11 protein-coding genes are annotated in these 17,248 nt (G+C 68.6%); 10 read left to right on the top strand and 1 reads right to left on the bottom strand.

The window, feature by feature from the left end:
- Window positions 1–207: 207 nt before the first annotated feature.
- A complete protein-coding gene (locus tag Q3W68_RS21745; RefSeq protein WP_302907203.1) occupies window positions 208–1,236 on the bottom strand; it encodes an NlpC/P60 family protein in 1,029 nt (342 codons plus the stop codon).
- Between the two features lie 263 nt (window positions 1,237–1,499).
- On the opposite strand from Q3W68_RS21745, the gene Q3W68_RS21750 reads away from it, so the two are divergent.
- The 10 genes from Q3W68_RS21750 to Q3W68_RS21795 all read left to right on the top strand — a co-directional run bounded on the left by Q3W68_RS21750 (window position 1,500) and on the right by Q3W68_RS21795 (window position 17,235).
- Entirely contained in the window at window positions 1,500–1,793 is a 294-nt protein-coding gene (locus tag Q3W68_RS21750; RefSeq protein WP_013289120.1) for a transposase, read from the top strand.
- The gene (locus Q3W68_RS21755) at window positions 1,790–2,704 is read left to right on the top strand and encodes an IS3 family transposase (protein WP_302904860.1); all 915 of its coding nucleotides are present in this window, start codon (window positions 1,790–1,792) and stop codon (window positions 2,702–2,704) included. Before Q3W68_RS21750 ends, Q3W68_RS21755 begins: the two co-directional genes overlap by 4 nt.
- Before the next feature lie 184 nt (window positions 2,705–2,888).
- Entirely contained in the window at window positions 2,889–3,767 is an 879-nt protein-coding gene (locus tag Q3W68_RS21760) for an O-acetyl-ADP-ribose deacetylase (RefSeq protein WP_302907204.1), read from the top strand.
- Window positions 3,768–5,245: 1,478 nt separating this feature from the next.
- The gene (locus tag Q3W68_RS21765) at window positions 5,246–8,926 is read left to right on the top strand and encodes a GTPase (RefSeq protein WP_302907205.1); all 3,681 of its coding nucleotides are present in this window, start codon (window positions 5,246–5,248) and stop codon (window positions 8,924–8,926) included.
- Complete coding sequence (locus Q3W68_RS21770) at window positions 8,919–10,514, top strand: GTPase domain-containing protein (RefSeq protein WP_302907206.1); 1,596 nt, start codon at window positions 8,919–8,921, stop codon at window positions 10,512–10,514. The genes Q3W68_RS21765 and Q3W68_RS21770 overlap by 8 nt, the downstream gene beginning before the upstream one ends.
- Window positions 10,515–10,880: 366 nt before the next feature.
- Window positions 10,881–11,459, top strand: coding sequence for a hypothetical protein (locus tag Q3W68_RS21775; RefSeq protein WP_302907207.1), 579 nt, complete (start codon window positions 10,881–10,883; stop codon window positions 11,457–11,459).
- A gap of 456 nt (window positions 11,460–11,915) precedes the next feature.
- The gene (locus tag Q3W68_RS21780) at window positions 11,916–13,334 is read left to right on the top strand and encodes a hypothetical protein (RefSeq protein ID WP_302907208.1); all 1,419 of its coding nucleotides are present in this window, start codon (window positions 11,916–11,918) and stop codon (window positions 13,332–13,334) included.
- The gene (locus Q3W68_RS21785; protein ID WP_302907209.1) at window positions 13,309–16,065 is read left to right on the top strand and encodes a hypothetical protein; all 2,757 of its coding nucleotides are present in this window, start codon (window positions 13,309–13,311) and stop codon (window positions 16,063–16,065) included. The genes Q3W68_RS21780 and Q3W68_RS21785 overlap by 26 nt, the downstream gene beginning before the upstream one ends.
- A 601-nt stretch (window positions 16,066–16,666) precedes the next feature.
- The gene (locus tag Q3W68_RS21790; RefSeq protein WP_046566800.1) at window positions 16,667–16,852 is read left to right on the top strand and encodes a hypothetical protein; all 186 of its coding nucleotides are present in this window, start codon (window positions 16,667–16,669) and stop codon (window positions 16,850–16,852) included.
- A 77-nt stretch (window positions 16,853–16,929) separates the two neighbouring features.
- Window positions 16,930–17,235: a hypothetical protein gene (locus Q3W68_RS21795; RefSeq protein ID WP_235437391.1), complete on the top strand. Its 306-nt coding sequence runs from the start codon at window positions 16,930–16,932 to the stop codon at window positions 17,233–17,235.
- The last annotated feature ends 13 nt before the right edge of the window (window positions 17,236–17,248 follow it).

The raw sequence follows: 17,248 nt of genomic DNA on the forward strand, positions 1-17,248 counted from the left end.
CGTTCGCATGTCCGGCGACATCCCAACGACGTACGGATTTGCCGCGATCCGGGCGCCAGTCCGCGTCTACCGATCATTCGTCGTGAAGGTCGAGACCGGATCGTCGAGTCGCACATCAGTCGAAGTATGAGCAGATGCGAGGGCCACGGCGTCCGGCAAGCGGCATCCGGCGGCAGCGACTGTCCCGAACCCAGGAACGTGCCCTTCTCAAGCAGGCTCCTGAACGATCCGTCGGATCTTGGCGATCTGGTCGTTCCAGCTGCTCAGCTGAGTGATCTTGACGACGTCGCCGGTCTGCGGTGCTTGGATGATGAGTCCTTCGCCGAGGTACATGCCGACGTGGCGTGGGTGGGCCGGGGTTCCGTTGCTGCCGGGGATCAGGATGAGGTCGCCGGGTAGCAGGCGCGTCGGGCTGGCTACTGGTGTGCCGGCGTTGGCCTGGTCGGTGGTGATACGTGGGATGGACACGCCGGCTGCTCGGTAGGCCGCTTGCATCAGGGATGAGCAGTCGCACTGTTTGTGGGGGTCGTTGGAGTGCGGGTCAGTGCACGAGCCGCCGAAGTGGTAGGGCGTGCCGAGCTGGGCAGCGGCCCAGAACACCGCGGTTGTCACCGCTGGCGGGGTGTCGGAGGGCAGCGTGAATCCGGCCGGTAGGGCTGCCAGTGCATCGGCGGTGCAGTCGGCGAGGGTGGTGGTGAGCTGCTCCACCAGGCGGAGGGCATCGTTGGTCCATGTGGCGTACGCGTTGGGGTAGGCCGAGGCTTGGACCGCCTGGGCGGCCTGGGTGAGCGGCATCGATTCCCAGCCGGAGATTGTGAGGAGCTTGTCGAAGAACTTGCCTGCTTGATAGGCGGGTTCAGACAGTTGTGCGACGGTGCCCCATCCCTGGCTTGGGCGTTGTTGGAACACCCCGATGGAGTCGTGGTCGTTGCGGGCGCCCAGATGGGGCAGGTTGCGGAGGCGGGATTCCTGCATGGCGGTGGCCACGGCGATGACCCAGCCCCATCGCGGGATGCCCTTGGTGACGCCGGTGTCGACGATGGTCGCGGCTACGTCAACTTGCTCGGCATCCCAGGTGCCGACGGTAGGCGGTCGCCCGGAGAGATGCATGTTGGGTGTGGCGGCGATGCCGCACTCCCTGGAGCCGCCGCCCATGACGGCCGTCAGCAGGAGTATGGGCAGGCCGAGGCAGGCAACGACGACGAGGCTGACAATGCCGGTGATGGCTCTGGTCATGGCGGCGGCCTTTCAAACGGCTGGGGATGGCAGATCGGACAGGAACCGTCGTGAGCACCCTCATCGGCGGTCGGCAGGCCGGTGCGCGGAGGGCTTCCAAGGTGGTAAAGCGCAGAACGACCGTGGGCCGCACACGCGGGCGGCCCACCTCAAGCTGCTCGATCAGCCGTGGACGTGCGGCGCGTCTACACGGCTGACTGAAGTGACCCCCTAAGACCGGACACCTCCTGACTTGGCATCCTGCCGAGGAGGAGGAAACCGCTGTGGCTCGACAGAGCAAGTACCCCGAGGAGTTCCGCCGGCAGGCCGCGGCGTTGGTGCTCGACTCCGGTCGCACGATCCGTGATGTGGGCCGGGAGTTGGGCGTCAACCACGAGACGCTGCGCAACTGGGTCGACCGGATGCGGCAGGAACGCGACGGCGGCCGGCCCAGTGACCTGGCCGCTGATGAACGTGCCGAGCTGGTGCGGCTGCGGCGGCAGGTCGCCCAGCTGGAGCTGGAGAAGGAGATCCTGAAAAAAGCCGCGGTCTTCTTCGCACGCGAGACGGAGCGGTGAACCGGACCGACGTCTACCGGTTCATCGACGCGGAGAAGACCAGCTACCCGGTCCGTCTGCTCTGCCGCCTGCTCGGCGTTGGCCACAGCGCCTTCTACCAGTGGCTGCGCGGCGGTCGACAACGTGCCGCCAACCGGCAACGCCGCGACGAACAGCGCGTGGAGATCACCCGGCGGGCGTGGTCGGAGCACCGAGGCGTCTACGGCGCCCGCCGGCTAACCGCTGAGCTGCACGAGCGCGGTCACCGTTGGAACCGCAAGTCGGTAGCGAGACTGATGCGGCTAGCAGGGATCGAGGGCGCTCACCGGCGCCGGCGCGGCAAACCCCGGCGGAAGGCCGCGTCCACGGCGACCGCACCGGACCTGGTCCAGCGGCAGTTCCACGCCACCGCACCGAACCGGCTCTGGGTTGCCGACATCTCCTACCTACGCACCTGGGAAGGATTCCTCTACCTCGCGGTCGTGGTCGACGCCTACTCCCGCCGCGTTGTCGGATGGGCGATGGCCGATCACCTGCGCACCGAGCTCATCCTCGATGCCGTCGGCATGGCCATCCAGCACCGCCGACCCGCCCGTGAACAGCTCATCCATCACTCGGATCGGGGGACGCAGTACACGTCGTTCGAGTTCGGCCGCACCCTGCGTTCCTGCGGGGTCCTGGCCTCTATGGGCTCGGTGGCCGACTGCTACGACAACGCCATGGCGGAGACGTTCTTCGCCACCCTCAAGACCGAACTGATCTACACCCGGTCCTGGCCGTCTCGCCATGAACTGGAGATGGAGGTCTTCTCCTACATCGAGGGCTTCTACAACCCTCGGCGTCGGCACAGCCGTCTGGGTAACGTCAGCCCCGACACCTACGAGAAGATCCACCGAGAGTCCCTGACAGACATCGAGGTGTCCGGCGGGTAGGGGTCACTTCACTCCCCACGCCGGGCGCCACCTGGCCCGCATTGGGCCCGCCGCTCAGCAACACCTCCACGCTCTGACGGCCGAAACGTAGTCAGCGGTCAGGCTGCACCGCGAGCGGCAGGAGCGGGAAGCTTTGTGCCGGGGTGGTCGCTGCTCTGTCGGTGCCTCCGGGCAGACTGATGCCGTGCCAGTCATCACCGCCGTTCTCGGGGACATCACGACGCAGGACGTTGACGTCATCGTCAACGCGGCGAACAAGGCGATGCGCGGAGGCGGCGGTGTGGATGGCGCGATCCATCACAGCGGAGGCCCGGCGATCCTGCGTGACTGCATCGCCCGGTTTCCTGACGGCCTCGCCACCGGCGACGCCGGATGGACAACAGCAGGCGACCTGCCGGCCCGGTGGGTCATCCACACCGTCGGCCCCAACTACCACGCCGGTCAGCGCGACCGCTCCCTGCTGGAGTCGTGTTACCGGCGCGCGCTTAAGGTCGCCGACGAACTGGGCGCGCGCAGCGTCGCATTCCCGCTGATCAGCACCGGCGTCCGCGGTTGGCCACACGCCGATGCCATCGAGGCGGCGATCGAGACCATCGCGGCCGCCGAGACGGGCGTCGACGAGGTACGGCTCGTCGCATTCGACGAAGCCATGCACAAGCGAACCCGCGCGGCCGTCTGGGTTCGGTGTCCGCCGTCCGTCGACACAGACAGCGTCGGCTCCTTGTTTGAGCGCGAGCCGATCCAGTACTCGCTGCGCGGCGATTTCTACCTGTGGCGAGAACTTCGCGCGCGGTTCGCCGACACGCCGCTGCCAGACGACTGGTTCGACTTACGGACGCTCATCATGGACACCATCGAGCAGGTTGTCGGCGAACATCTCACCAGCCGCGAATCGGCACCGTGGCACGACCACGCCGGAGCGATATACGTCCCCGAGTTCGACCCGGGCCACGGCATGTCTGCCGGCGCCGTCCACGTTCCATGGTGGGTGCACACGGGCGTGCCGATCCTGCTCGACCGCTACGCCGCGCGACGCGAACCCGACACATTCCCTGCTGACTGACTCGATCCACCTGCACCAGGCACGGCCCGGGCATTGTGGTAGGCCAGCGGACGGCGTGGACGGCGCTTGGTCCACACTACACAGACTGCCCTCAGCGCACGGCAGTGGACGCGGCCGCGTGCAGGATGACTTCCCACGCGACAGCTGGCATCCTGGAGTCCCGATGGCTGCTTCGAAAGGGGCGCGGTGGTCAGGGGCCGCACAATCAACGATTGGTACCTCGGTCGTGGCTCGTCCTCGGCGGATGACAGGACTGACGACGAAGCTCCCGATCACGGGCCTGACACGTGGCTGGACCGGGCTCTGGCCACACCTGATCGCTCTTCCGCACCCCTGGCTATGAAATCCAAGCCCCCTGCCCGGCGACGAGGCAAGGCGGAGGCGACCGCGGCTTCGGCAGGCATCCGTCGCGCACCAAAGCCGTCGGTTCGTGAACTCGAGAGTGAGATTGCCGTCATCCTGCGCTCGAAGGCGCAGGAATCCGTGCAAAAAATTCTTCACCGCAAGGGCGACGGTTGGGCTCGCCTAACATCGAAAGAAATTTCTCTTGCCGTACGCCGGGTACAATCCCGAATCAAGCGCATCCCGAAGCCCCGCAAGGAGATAGTGGTCGCTGCGACACCCAGACCTGTTGAGGTTCGCCCTCCTCTCGAGGAAATTCGCCGGGCGGTTCTTCATGTTCATGCGCGCCGGCCGTTGTGGGCCACCTGGGAGATCTCGCGTCACCTCCGCAACATGGGATGGGCGAATGTATCGACCGACCTGGTGAGGAGCATTCTTCCGCCGCCTGGTATCTCGATACCTGGTACCGAGAGCCTGGCTGTCAAACGGCGCCGCGCTAAGACCAAGAAAGAGCGAATCGGTCCGAAAACCCGCAAAGCGCTACAGCAAGCGGCTTCGCCCCGTAAGGCGAAATCCGATGGAGCTCCGCCATCCCTGACAAAACAAGCGCCACCCGAGGTTGCCACACGAGGGACGGCGTTCTGCCCTTCGTGCGGCGTCCGGATCTCGGTGCTGGGGGCGTGCCGCTGCTCGTGAACATCTCGTTCTCCCTGCGGCGAAGATCCAGTGGCCTTGCGCCGCAGTGGTGGACCCGACCGGATCCCGACCCTGACCGCCGCCGGGCCTCGGGCCTACCGAATCCGCGTCCCTGTCCGCGGACGAGACGCGGCCACCGACGCAGCCGTTTCCGACCCGGTCGAGCAGTACCCGATCATCGCTTGGCCGGCACCGCTGCACCTGATCAGGTGAAGCATTGGAATTCTCCCCCCGGCAGACGGGCTTTGATCTCAGCTTCACGCTGGACAAGATCGGCACGCATCCCGTAGACAACTCCTCGGTATGTGGTCGCCGGCAAGTTGCCGGTGCATTCGAGCCGTGACCCGTCAGGCAGCGAAAGTGATGATGAGTTGACGACAGAGGTGCGGTCATTCGAGGAGGCCGTTCGGTCGGCCGTCGAGCAGGGACGCGCGGAACTGATGCACCTGGACGACATCACGGACGACCTGGTCGCCGCGTTCACTCAAGGGCAGGGCCCGGGCTCGATCGCTCGGTTGGAAAACTTCATCCAGGGGTTTCCGGCGGAGCTGCGGCGTCACCTCGACCGTGAGCGGGAGTCGCTCGGCACGTTCAACATCGCGTTCTTCGGGCGGACCGGCGCCGGGAAGAGCACCCTGCTGTCGGTGTTCGGCCGGCTCGACGGGGCGTACGTCTCACCCGGTGGCAACGATTTCACCACCGAGGTGCGCCATGTCGCGTGGCGGGACTGCCGGCTGTTCGACACACCCGGGATCAACGGCTGGGGCGCCTCCGAGAGTCGTGATGTCCTCGAAGCCCGGGCCCGTGCGGCGGTGGAGACGGCCGACATCGTCCTCCTGTGCTTCGACAGCCAGTCCCAGCAGGCGATGGAGTTCGAGAAGATCGCCGCCTGGGTCCTCGACCGGGGAAAGCCGGTGGTGGCCGTCCTCAACTCCCGTAACCGGAACTGGCGCCACCCTGCATTGGTCCGGGAGTCCGGCCGCCGTCATCTGTCCGAGACGGTCCGCCAGCACGCCGACAACATTCGGAGCCAGCTCGGCCGGATCGGGTTGTGGGACATCCCGGTCGTCGCGATCCAGGGGCAGCGGGCCCTCTACGCGCGCGCGGCGACCCCGTTCCGCGGTCCGATCCCTGAGGGCATCCAGAACGAACGGGACAGGTTCGGTACGGACTACCTCGATCGCTGGTCGAACTTTCCCACGCTGGAGCGCCTCATCATCGCCGCGATCGCGGAAGGCGGCGCCGATCTGCGGTTGACCGCGCTGCGCGAGGACATTTGGTCACGGTGCCGCCGTGGGGTCGGTGAGCTCGAAGACCTGGCGGCCGAGTTCGAGCGGGAGGCGGAGTCCCTGGAGCGCCGGGTCGAGTCGATGTTCGCCGTGTTGGGCTATCCGGAGGACGCCGAGCGTGCCGAGTGGCTGCACGACACAGCGCTCAGCGGGGATCTGATGGATCTGTCCGAGCAGGCGCGGGGTGCCCCTTACACCTCGCCGCCGAAGGGGTCGCTGGACCGTTACGTCCGGCATCTCGCCACGTCGTACCTGGCCGGCTGCCACCGGCAGGCAAAGGTCAACGTGGACGATGTCATCCAGCGGGCCTTCGCCGAGCGCAAGGCGTTCGGCGAGCCGGAGTTCCGGGCGGCCGCGTACGACGAAGAAGCCATGACCGCCGCGGCGCAGGCCGTGTGGGCGGACCGTCAGGTGTTTCTGCAGCGTGAGCTGGAGATCGCGGTGGATCACGAGTCCGCCGCGAGCGGGCCGGCTGCGGTGCACGCCGTGACAATCGCCGGCGACGAGGGTGGCACCCTGCTGGGTAACGCCGCCCAGGGTACGAGCATTGCGCTGGGTCTCGGCGCTCTTGCGCTGCCGCTCATCTGGAACCCCGCAGGATGGGTGCTCGCCACCACCCTCGCCGGCATCGGCATCGTCAACCAGGCCGGGCAGTACTTCGGCAAGAAGGCGAGCCAGCAGGGGGAGGAGCAGACCCGCAAGGCGATGGCCGACGCCATCGCTGAGGGCCATCGAGCGGTGGACCGAACGTTCGTCGCCTCCGAGGACGCGCTGGTCCAGGACAGCCGCAGAGCCGCGTGGACGTTGTTGGGGCTGGCGGTCGGCGAGACGCTGAGCGCTGCGATCGAGTTTCGGATGGCGCGCGCCCGGATCACGCGGCTGCTCGACAGTCTGCGGGCCTGCGCCGACGCGATCCGGCCCGCACCCGCGGTGACCGACGTCCTGCGGCGGGCACAGCGCCGGATGGGGGAAACCCCGGCCGAGGTGACCCGGGTGTTGCTGGGCGAGGACTGGCTTGAGTCCGGCGTCGAGCACCAGCCGGTGCGAATCAGCGAGGCGGTGCGCGAGACGTACGCGCGCCGCCAGGAGGCGGACCGTGCGCGGCTGGCACGCGCCGTGACGGCGGCGTGGCGGTCACCGACACCGGCCCAGATCCGCTCCTGGTGTCACGACCTCGAGGGCGCGGCCCGGCGTGACCCGGCCCTGGCCGACGTCGTGGGAGCCTTCTGGCGCGTCGCTGGCGCGCGGCCTGTCTTCGCCGTGCTGGGAGACTACAACTCGGGGAAGTCGTCGCTGGTCCACCGGATCATGGTGGATGGTGGTCGGCGGCCGGACACCGCGTTCGACACCCGGGCGCTGCCGGCGACCACGGCCGCGAGCCGCTACCGGTTCCCCGGGTTCGATCTCATGGACACGCCCGGCCTGCAGAGCGGACACGACGAGCACGATGCCACCGCGCTCGAGGCGGTCACCGAGGCCGCTCTCGTGCTCGTCGTCGTCAACGTCAACCTGTTGGTCGGGAAGACCTCGATGCTGGAGGAGCTCCTGCGCGGCACGGAGATGATCGCCGCCAAGGGCGGGCGGACGGTGTTTCTCATCAACCGGTGCGACGAGCTGGGCGCCGATCCGCTGACCGCACCCGATGATTTCCTCCATCGGCAGAACCGCAAAGGCGAGGAGCTGCGCGCAGCCCTCGCCGCGCGTTGCGTCGACGTGGAGCTCGACCGGATCCACTGCCTGTCCGGGGACCCGTTCGGCCTGGTCGGTGGGGTCGCGACGGCGGAGCCGGTGGACTTCGACGAGCATCGGCTGTGGGACGGCGTGGTCGCACTGACGAGCGCCCTGTTCGGTCTCTCCGACGAGCCGCTTGCCGACGCGGCGTCCTCGGCCGCCCTCGACGCGGCGGTCACCGCCCTCAAGCGTCACCGGCACGCACTGCACCTGGTGCTGACCGACGGTGAGAAGGCGCGGAGCAGCCTGGAACCCCTGATCGCCGGCCTGCGGGACGCGATACGCGACGCCGTGGTCGTCGAGGGTTCACTGCGCGAGGACGCCCGCCGCATGGTGGACCGGCACGCGGTGCCGGCGAAATCCGCGGTGGCGGACCTCGACCGCGAGGACGCCCAGAAGCTGAAGGACATCGTCGAGTCCTGGTGGAAGACTCCACAGTTCGAAGCTGATCTTGATCGCTACCGCGAGGACGCGGCACGCCGGTTGGCCGAGTGGCATGGTGATCATCTCTCCACGATCGGGCGTGAGATGCGCGCTGCCGAAATCCAGGTGACACCCGAGCTCGCGGCAGAGTTCCAGGCCCAGGGAACCGCCTGGTACGAGGAGGTGGCCGCGGGCGCGGGCACCCTCGCAGGAGCGGTGGCGCCGCTCGTGCAAGCCCTCGGCAACCGGGACGCGTATTACACGGTCCTGAAGCAGTTCAACTACAAGTTCAAGCCGTGGGGCGCGGTCAAGGGCGGCGCCAAGGTCGCCCGCGTCGGGCTCGTCCTCGGGGCCATCGCCTCCGTCGTCGACGTCGCGGTGATGGCTACCGATGCCCAGAAAGCCGGCCAGCACCGGGAGCAGCAGGAATCGGCGTTCCAGACCATCGACGAGACGGCTGCGCGGATCGTGGATCTGATCATGCGTGATGAGCAATGGGGAGGTCACGTCGCCTACCTCGAGCAGCGGACCGCGGACCTCGAAGCGCTGCTCGACGAACACCTCGCCCGGGATTCGTCGATCGCCGACGGGATGGACTCGGCGAAGGTACGGGCCGAGGCGGCCGACGCCTTGATCATGGCGGCGGAAGACATGGAAGGAGCGGATCACAGTGGTTGACATCGACGCCGTGCGCGACTGGCTGGGGCGGCTTCCCGGTGGATCGCCCGGGCGGTACGCCGAGGACTGGGACGCCTTCCAGAAACAGGACCTACCGATCATAACCCTCTTCGGGTCCTACGACACCGGCAAGAGCTCCCTGCTCCGGCGCCTGCTCGTCGACTCGGGCCGTGACGTTCCCGACTGGCTGACGATCAGCGCACGCCACGAGACCTTCGAGGTCAACGACGTCGACCTCGGTACGTGCATCGTCCGCGACACGCCCGGATTCGACGTCGGGGCGTCAGGCGTCCGCGAACAGAACAACTCCCGCGCGATGGCCGCGGTCGGGCTCACCGACGTCGGCATCGCGGTGCTGACCCCGCAGCTGGCGACCGCCGAACGCGATGTGCTGCGGAAGCTGCTCACGCAAGGCTGGCCGGCCGGGACCATGTGGTTCGTCATCTCCCGGTTCGACGAGGCCGTCGGGAACCCCGAGTACAACCTCGCGGCATACCGGGACCTCGGTGACCGCAAGGTCCGCGAGCTGCGGAACCTATTCGGCCTGGACGACCAGGTGCAGGTTTTCGTCGTCTCGCAGGACCCGTTCCAGACCGCCGGACCGGTCACGGATCTCGGCCGCGACACCTGGGACGAGTTCCGGGACTGGGACGGCATGCAGGACCTCACGAACGCTCTCGGGGCGCTGGCCCCGTCAGCCCTGCCCGCATGGCGGCACGCGGCCGGGCAACGGTACTGGTCAGCGGTGCTGAACGAGACCTTGTCCGTACTTCGCGGGCAACTGGCGGACTACGCGGAACAAGCCAGGGTGGCGGCCCACGGCGTCGATCGCCGCGAGCAATGGGAGAGGCAACTGGGCAACCTCGACCGGGCCGCTCAGGCCAGCCTCGAAGGTCTCGTCGACGAGGTGCTGCGGCGGTCGTGGACTTCCGGCTCCGCCGCCGACGACCTGGAGCGTACGGTCGGCGAGTGGTTCACCAAACATGAGAGCCACCTCGATCGGCTGCGGCAGTCGATCCGCAAGGGCAAGGAGCGAGACCGCGCCCTGCCCACCTGGGCCGGCTTCGCATCGCTGGTCGGGACACTCAAGTCCGGGGAGAACGCCACCACCGCCCCGGACGGGCTAGGCCAGATCTCGGAACACACCAAGAACATCGGGGGCATGCTGCTCGGCGTGCTGAAGACCATGACCAAGGACGTCGCAGAGACCGCCGGCAAGGAGACCAAGACGTTAAAGATGGCCGAGAAGGTGAAGCCGTACCTCGGCACCGCCGAAGCCACGCTCCCCCTCACCGTCTACCTGACGACGTTCGTCGACCAGCACCTCGCGAATCGCACGCGCCTGAACCAGGACAAGGCCGCGGCCGAGATGCGTCAACAGGTCATCGCCGAATGCACGCGGCTCGCCCAAGACACCTGGCAGCCGTTCGTCGACGACGTACGCGACGAGATCATCGCCCAGACGAAAGACCAGGTCGACCTCGACGCGAGCCTGCGCCAGCTCGTCGGGCAACTGCAAGAAGCCATCGCGGAAGGCGAGGGTCTCGCTCGGTCGGACGCAAGGCCGCTGCACCAGACAGGGGCGTAAGCAAGTGGGCTACTGATCGTCTGTCTCGTCCCGTCATGGTGATTCTCCTCCCCGGGTCGCCCTTGGTTTTCCACGGCACCCCCCGAGGTACTTCACCAGCGACCAGCGTCGGCTCGCCCAACGGATCATTGTCGCAGGGGCGCCGAGGGAGGGTTTTGTAGTCACACACGACTCACCGTGCTGCATCAGGCCGCCGAAGGTTCGTTCCAGGACCCACCGGCGGGATGAACGCGGAAGCCCTTCCCGGCGTGGCGGCGTACCCACTCCACGTCGATGCAGAGCCCGGCGCCGTTCGTCCGCACGACGGTGTTGTAGCCGCTTGAGGCGTTACTGCGACACCCCACAAGGGACGGTAGGTTACGGGTCATGAAGGCAGTCTCACTTTCTGCCGTCGCCACGGCAGCGGTCCTCCTTGCCGGTTGCGGCAACAGCGCCGATACACCAGCACCCCGGGGCCCAGTTTCGCAGGCCAGTTCGGCCGCGCCTGCCACGAGAACCCCGACCGCTGTGGACAGGTCGCCATCCCCGACTGAGGACCAGGGCCCGGCCCGGCTCAAGATCGGCCAGACATTCACCGGCGCTGGTTGGAAAGTAACCATTTACTCGGCCAAATTTGACGGACAGGCGGACTCCGAGCCCGACAAGGGCAAAGTGTGGGTGCCGGCCGATGTGAAGATCTGCAACGCCACCACGGGGGAGAGCCTGCCGACCCCGAGTTGGAGCTCCTGGCAGCTCAAGACCACCGACGACTACCAACTACAGCCCGCCGACATCACTCCCGAACCGCGGCAGCCTGCCCTGCCTTACTCCGCCACAGTCCTGCCGAAAGACTGCGTTCGCGGCTGGCTCACCTTCGAGCTGGATAAGGGAAGCAGGATCAAGGAGATCCGCCTCATCGAGGACCAACTGTTCGGTCCAGGCCCGGCCATAGCGATCTGGGGCTAAGAGGCGGATGTCTCTGCAGCGAGTATGGCGCTCAACGACCTTCTGTCCCATGAGGGCAAGAGCGCGGCGCCCATGGTCTCATGCACCTACGGAGCGTTGCGCCCCGATGATCATGTCCTCTGCCGGAAGATCAGTGATTTGGAGTGCCGGAGGACGAGGCCACAGGCGGCTTGCCGCTTCTGACTGAGATGTCCCCAGGGTGGATACCTCCCGCAGTCCATAGCGCGATGACGAGGGCCGGTGCCGAGGCCACTCGACGAGCTGGCCCCGGGATGTACGGCGTCGGCGGCGGCCAGCCGGAGGGACTGTCTCCAACGTCGTCACCCTGGCTATCACCTCGACGCTCGTCCGTGCTTGCGCCCAGTCGGAGCCGGCGGCAGACTGGCGGCCGTGGTGACTGGTCCTGGGTGGTCGTCTTCAGGATCAAGGACTTACGCGGGCCGGTTTCCGCTGTCGGTGGAGCGGTTCACCATGAACGTTGTAGATCGGCTTGTCCCCGGGGTCACGACGGTTACTCTCAACGCCCGCTACTACGCGCTTCACGGCCTGATCTCCGCGGAGGCGCAGAGGCGGGGCTTGCCCCGCAGCGCGGCACAGAGCCTGTTGCGCCGGGCTGAGGTCGTCGTTGGGGCGGTTTCGGCGCGTCACTACCGCGCCGCCGGCTTCGCCCACGAGGCGCTGTCCCGACCACACGGATACGACGAGATCCTGAGGCGGGCGTCCGACGGCGGCGTGGATGTGGCGGAGTTGGCCGCGCCGGGTGTCTACGCCAAGCCGAATTGGGGTTTCTGGCCGGCGTACCGGGGCTCCGAGGTTCTGCTTCGAATCGTGACCAGAGCCGACGACATCGGTCCCGGTGACCAGATGGATACCCGCGCTGTCGCTCAGGGGCTCGGCGACGTGCTCGACCTGGTCAGCAGGCGGACGCTCGACGACGCGACGCTCGACGCCTACGAGTCGCTGTGCATCTGCCATTCGGCCACCAGCGCGGACGGCGCTTGGCTCGCCCGACTGTTCGCCGCCTCGGACGCCGAGACGCCCGCGACGCGGGCCGGTGTCCGCCGGCAGACGCTGCGCATGATCGCCCGCGTCATTCAGCTGACGGAGGTCCGCCGGGTAACCCGTGACGTGTCGCGATTTCTTGCATACGAGCCGGAGGCGATGAGCGACCCGGTGCTGTCCGCATTGGAGCTGTCCGACGAGTGGCGGGGCCTCATCCTGCGCAACTACTCCGTCACGGCGTGGCGGAGCCTCTGGGCCTGGCTTGTCAACGGCATCCACGGGCTCACGCCCCGCGCGGAGCTGGCCGCACACCTCGCGGACCTGCTACCCGACAGCACCGTGGGAGCGTTCCGGGATGGGCTGCCACGAACCATGGACAGCACGGGGCGGCCGGTGCCCGCCGAGCACGATCCGGGGCTGTTGGGCCTGGAGACTCCCGTGCGCGACCTCAGCGTGCTGGCCCTCGGCGCTCGCCGTGTGCGTGAGCTGGCCGGTCGGGAGCTGCACGGCTTCGAGGGACACGAGGCACAGGACCGCTACGAGCAGCTGGCGCCGCGGTGGTTGGCCGACCAGCTTGACCGATGGCACGACAGGTCGCTGCGCGACTTCGCCCGATGGCTCGCCGACACGATGGTCGACCGGTCGCAGCGGCTCGCGCTGGCCAAGGCCCGCCTCGATCCCCGAAAGGGCGTTCTCAAGATTCCCACCCGGGTGCATCTGCGCGATGACCTGCTGTTCCGCGACTCCGACGAGACCGCGGGTTCCGCCTCGCTGCGGTGGGACCAACTGGCCGGCATCCTCGCCGGCATGGGCCTGCTCGCCCGCACCGACGCCGTGTGGGGGATCGGTGACCGGGGTGACCTCATTGCCTGACCAGGCCTTCGACGTCGGCGGCGGCGACTACCAGAACGCCGGCGACGTCGTGACAGTGCCGTCGCCTCTGCCGTACATCTTTGCCGAGGAGAAACACGCCGATCGGCAGGCCCGTGAGGCGCTCTTCTGCACCTTCAACGCCGACCTAGGCTTCTTCGAGCGTGCCGTGCTGGGCGTCACCCAGGCGACCGGTGCCCGCGTCACGGTCGTCGGCGATCTGCGCATGTCCAACCCGGACCCGCGCGCCGCCCGAAACGCCGGCACCCGCTACGTGCACGGCCTCGCCGTACCCCCAACCGCGGGGAGGGCCTTCCACCCCAAGCTCACCGTCATCGTGGGGCCCGCGCGAGCGCTGGTGGCCGTCGGCTCGGGCAACCTTTCGGTCGGCGGCTGGCACCTCAACGCCGAGACCTGGACGATCGCCGCCGCGGATCGGGACAGGTGTCCCCGGCTGGTCGTCGACGCGGCGGAATGGCTGCGGAGCGTTGCCCGGCTCTGCGCGATCAGCCCGCCCGCCGCCGACGCGATGGGTCGCACCGCCGCCGCCCTCGAAGCCTTGAGCGGCGGCCAGGTCGTTGACACGGGCCACCGGCTGGTGCACACCTCCGACGCCCCCATCATCGACCAGCTTCCCGTCACGCCCGTGGAGTGCCTGCGGCTCTATGCGCCGTTTCACGACGCGCGCGCCGAGGCAATCCAGGAGCTGACGCTGCGTCTGGCCCCGGCACGTGTCACGCTCGCCGTGCAATCCGGGCACCGGACCGTCGTGCAACCCGAGGCGATAGCCCGTGTGATCGGCGACCTCGGCATCGACCTCGAGGTGGTGGAGGACCGGCACCGCTCCTACCGACACGGCAAGCTCGTCGAAGCCATCGGCTACGACGGCGCATGCTGGACGCTCACCGGCAGCCCCAACCTGTCCTCGGCAGCTTTGCTCAAGCCCGTCGCCGACGGCGGAAACGTCGAGCTCGCCGTTCTTGCCCGGCCCTCCGCACCGCTGTTTCCCGGCGGTGTGCCGATCCGCCTCGACGAGGTGCCCGCCGTCCGGATCAGCACGACCAACCACGTCGACACGGCCACCGGGGCCACGCTCCTCGCGGCGACCCGCGCCGCCGGCGGACTGCACCTCACGTTCGCGCACCCCACACCCTGCCCGGTACGGATCGTGGCCTCCGCCCACACCGATTTCGACACCTGGGCGGACGTCGGTGCCGTCCCCGAAGGCGCCGTCCAACACCTCATCGCCGGCGTCGACCTGCCCGGCGGATCCCGGGTGCGGACGGCATGGACCGAACACGGCGTCACGCGCGACGGAAACCTGGTGTTCGTCACCGATCCCGAACGGACCATGTTCCGGGTGAGCGACGAGCCGCGGGGAGGCTCCCAGGGACCGATCGAGATCCTCGCCGACGCGCGCCTGGCCGAACGGTGGCTCCACGGGGTCCAGCAGCTCGCCGCCGCCCGCGCCAGCATCGCCCTACCCGCCGCAGGCGGCACCAGCGGGCCCACCGGCGAGTCGGAGACAGCCACCGGCACGCCGAGGCTCGACACCGACCCCGAGGACTGGCTGCGCTACAGCGACGACGCCAAAAGCCGGCTCGGCACAGCCATGTTCCACTTCTCACTCGGCGGGTTTGCGGCCCTCTCCGCCACCAGCACGAGCTACGGCAGCGACCTGCTCCAGCCGACCGACCTCCTCAGCGACGAACGCGCCGCCGGACTCGACGGAGACGACGCGAACACCGTCAACGACGACATCGACCCCTCGACCGGGCAGAACGCCGAGCTCGGCGGCTCCCGCAACGCGGACGACGAGAGCGACCCGAACGACGACAACGACGAGCGAGCGCTGTACGAGCTGCGCCGCGTCGGCCGCGCGCTCACCCGTGCCGTTCGCGTCGACCTCGCCCACCTGCCCGCCATCGACCGGTTGGCGGTCGGGACGCTCGTGCTCGTCGGCGTCGAACTGGGCGCCTGGGAGACGCCGCACGGTGAGCAGGGGTGGATCACCGTGCTCGCCCAGGTGGTCGAGACGCTCGACCTGGACGACATGCCAGCGGCCATCGAGGCCAACGTCGCGAGCGTGGCCGCCGTCGCTCTCTACCTCATCCGCGACCACCTACCCACGGCGGGCCGCCCCGCCGAGTACCTGCGCTACGAGGAGGCCGCCGAACGGGCCGCGCACCTCGTGGTCGCCGCCGACGCCACCCTCGTGGCTGACTACGCGGAGGCCATAAGCAACAGCCGCGGCTTCCCCATCGACCCGGACGACGTCATGCGCACCGCGGCGATGATCGTCGACGACGACCCGCTCGCCACCGCCATCGACAAACTGGAGGACCGCCGGCCGGCCTGGCGGGTGAACCGGCACGCTGACACCGCACTCCACGTCGGCGGCACCTTCACCAACCCGTTCCACGCGGCGGCCGAGGCTCTCGATGCCATCGACGGCGCCGGCGTCGTCGCCGTGTGGGCCACCGGCGCGAACGGCAGATGGGCGATCGCCGCCCGGGCCGCAGATGACCTGATCCGGGTAGAGCAGCGCGACGGAGCGGTGCGATGGTGGCACTACCGGCTCACGGTGCTCGGCGACGCCACCCGCATCGCCCGGGACAATGAACTTGCTAGCCGCGTCCGCATCAACCACGGCCCGCTCAACCGCGCCTTCCCGGAGGCACTGACCCTACTGGCCAGGGCCGGCATCGACGTCGCTGCGGGACCACCGGAGTAGGCGGTCGCGGCGGCGCCGGTCCGGATTAGCGGCGTATACCGGCCCGCGACGCAGAAGCCCTGCGTCGCTCGGCACTGTCCTGCCCGGCACCGGTCGTCGATCTGGGCGCGGTGCGGGTGCGGACCTGGTAGAGGCGGGGAGGGCGCCGTCAGTACAGGGCCCGCCACGCAGCGTTGGCAACTCCATTCCGTACCCCCGCCACTCGCTCTCGCAGCACCTCCGCGAACGCCGGGCTGTCTCCAGCTCGCCGCAACGGCCCGGTTAACTGGGAGGATGTCGCCGAGGACGGCCGGGGGCATCTCGACGGCCAGGTGAACCAGGGGCGGCAGCGCGGTAGCTGCTGGGCTGGAGGCCGAGGCGTTGGAGCCGGTGGGTGATGGTGGCGGGCAGGACCGGCCGGTCGGGATGCTAACCGGGAACCAGGCATGGGCCGGAGTCGGTGATGCGTTTGGCGACCGGGTACGCCTCTCCTCGAGGTCGCGCTCCCGCCGTTCGCGTGCCACGCTCAACTGCCCCACCAGCACCAGTAGCCCCAGCGCCCGGCAGCAGCGCCGGCGGCGTGCTGGTGACTCCCGCGCCTACCAGGGGGTATCCTGCGGGCATGGCCGACAGGAGCCCCAACACCGGCGCCCGCAGCGAGGAGATCCTCGCCGCCGCCGGCATCGTCGTCTCCGACGAGGGGAAGGCTCGCGCGCGCCGCCGCCTGGACGAGGCCCGGGAGCGGTGGACGGCGGAGCTCGACGCCCAGGCTCGCGAGCAGCTCGGCCTGCCGGCCCGCGCCGCGTGACCGAACCGGCCGTCCGGGTCGTCCTCGACGCCTCTGCGATCATCGCCTTCACCCGAGGGTCGATCGACGTCGGTGAGGTGATCGCCGAGGTCGCCGACGAAGAGAACTGCGTGTTCGGGCTGCCGGTACTGTGCGTGGCCGAAGCCGCCCGGGTGGTCGTCGACACGGACCGCCTGCAGCTGCTCGTCAACCACCCGATCGCCGAGATCCTCTCGCCACCGCCGGACAGCTGGGAGGCCCTCGCAGTCACCCTCGACACGGTCGGCAGGGTCGACGCCGCCACCGCGGTGCTCGCCGCGATCGACCTCGGTTGCAGCGTGCTGACCGGCCAGCCCGGCCTGTACGGCGGCATCGCCGGCGGCGGCCCGGTCATCCCAATCTGACCCAGGTACTACA

This window comes from Micromonospora sp. C28ISP2-4, assembly GCF_030519385.1.
GTDB lineage: Bacteria > Actinomycetota > Actinomycetes > Mycobacteriales > Micromonosporaceae > Micromonospora > Micromonospora tulbaghiae.

Coding starts and splice junctions, on each gene's coding strand:
- Q3W68_RS21745 (WP_302907203.1), bottom strand. CDS start 1,236: ATGACCAGAGCCATCACCGGCATTGTCAGCCTCGTCGTCGTTGCCTGC.
- Q3W68_RS21765 (WP_302907205.1), top strand. CDS start 5,246: ATGCACCTGGACGACATCACGGACGACCTGGTCGCCGCGTTCACTCAA.
- Q3W68_RS21775 (WP_302907207.1), top strand. CDS start 10,881: ATGAAGGCAGTCTCACTTTCTGCCGTCGCCACGGCAGCGGTCCTCCTT.
- Q3W68_RS21790 (WP_046566800.1), top strand. CDS start 16,667: ATGGCCGACAGGAGCCCCAACACCGGCGCCCGCAGCGAGGAGATCCTC.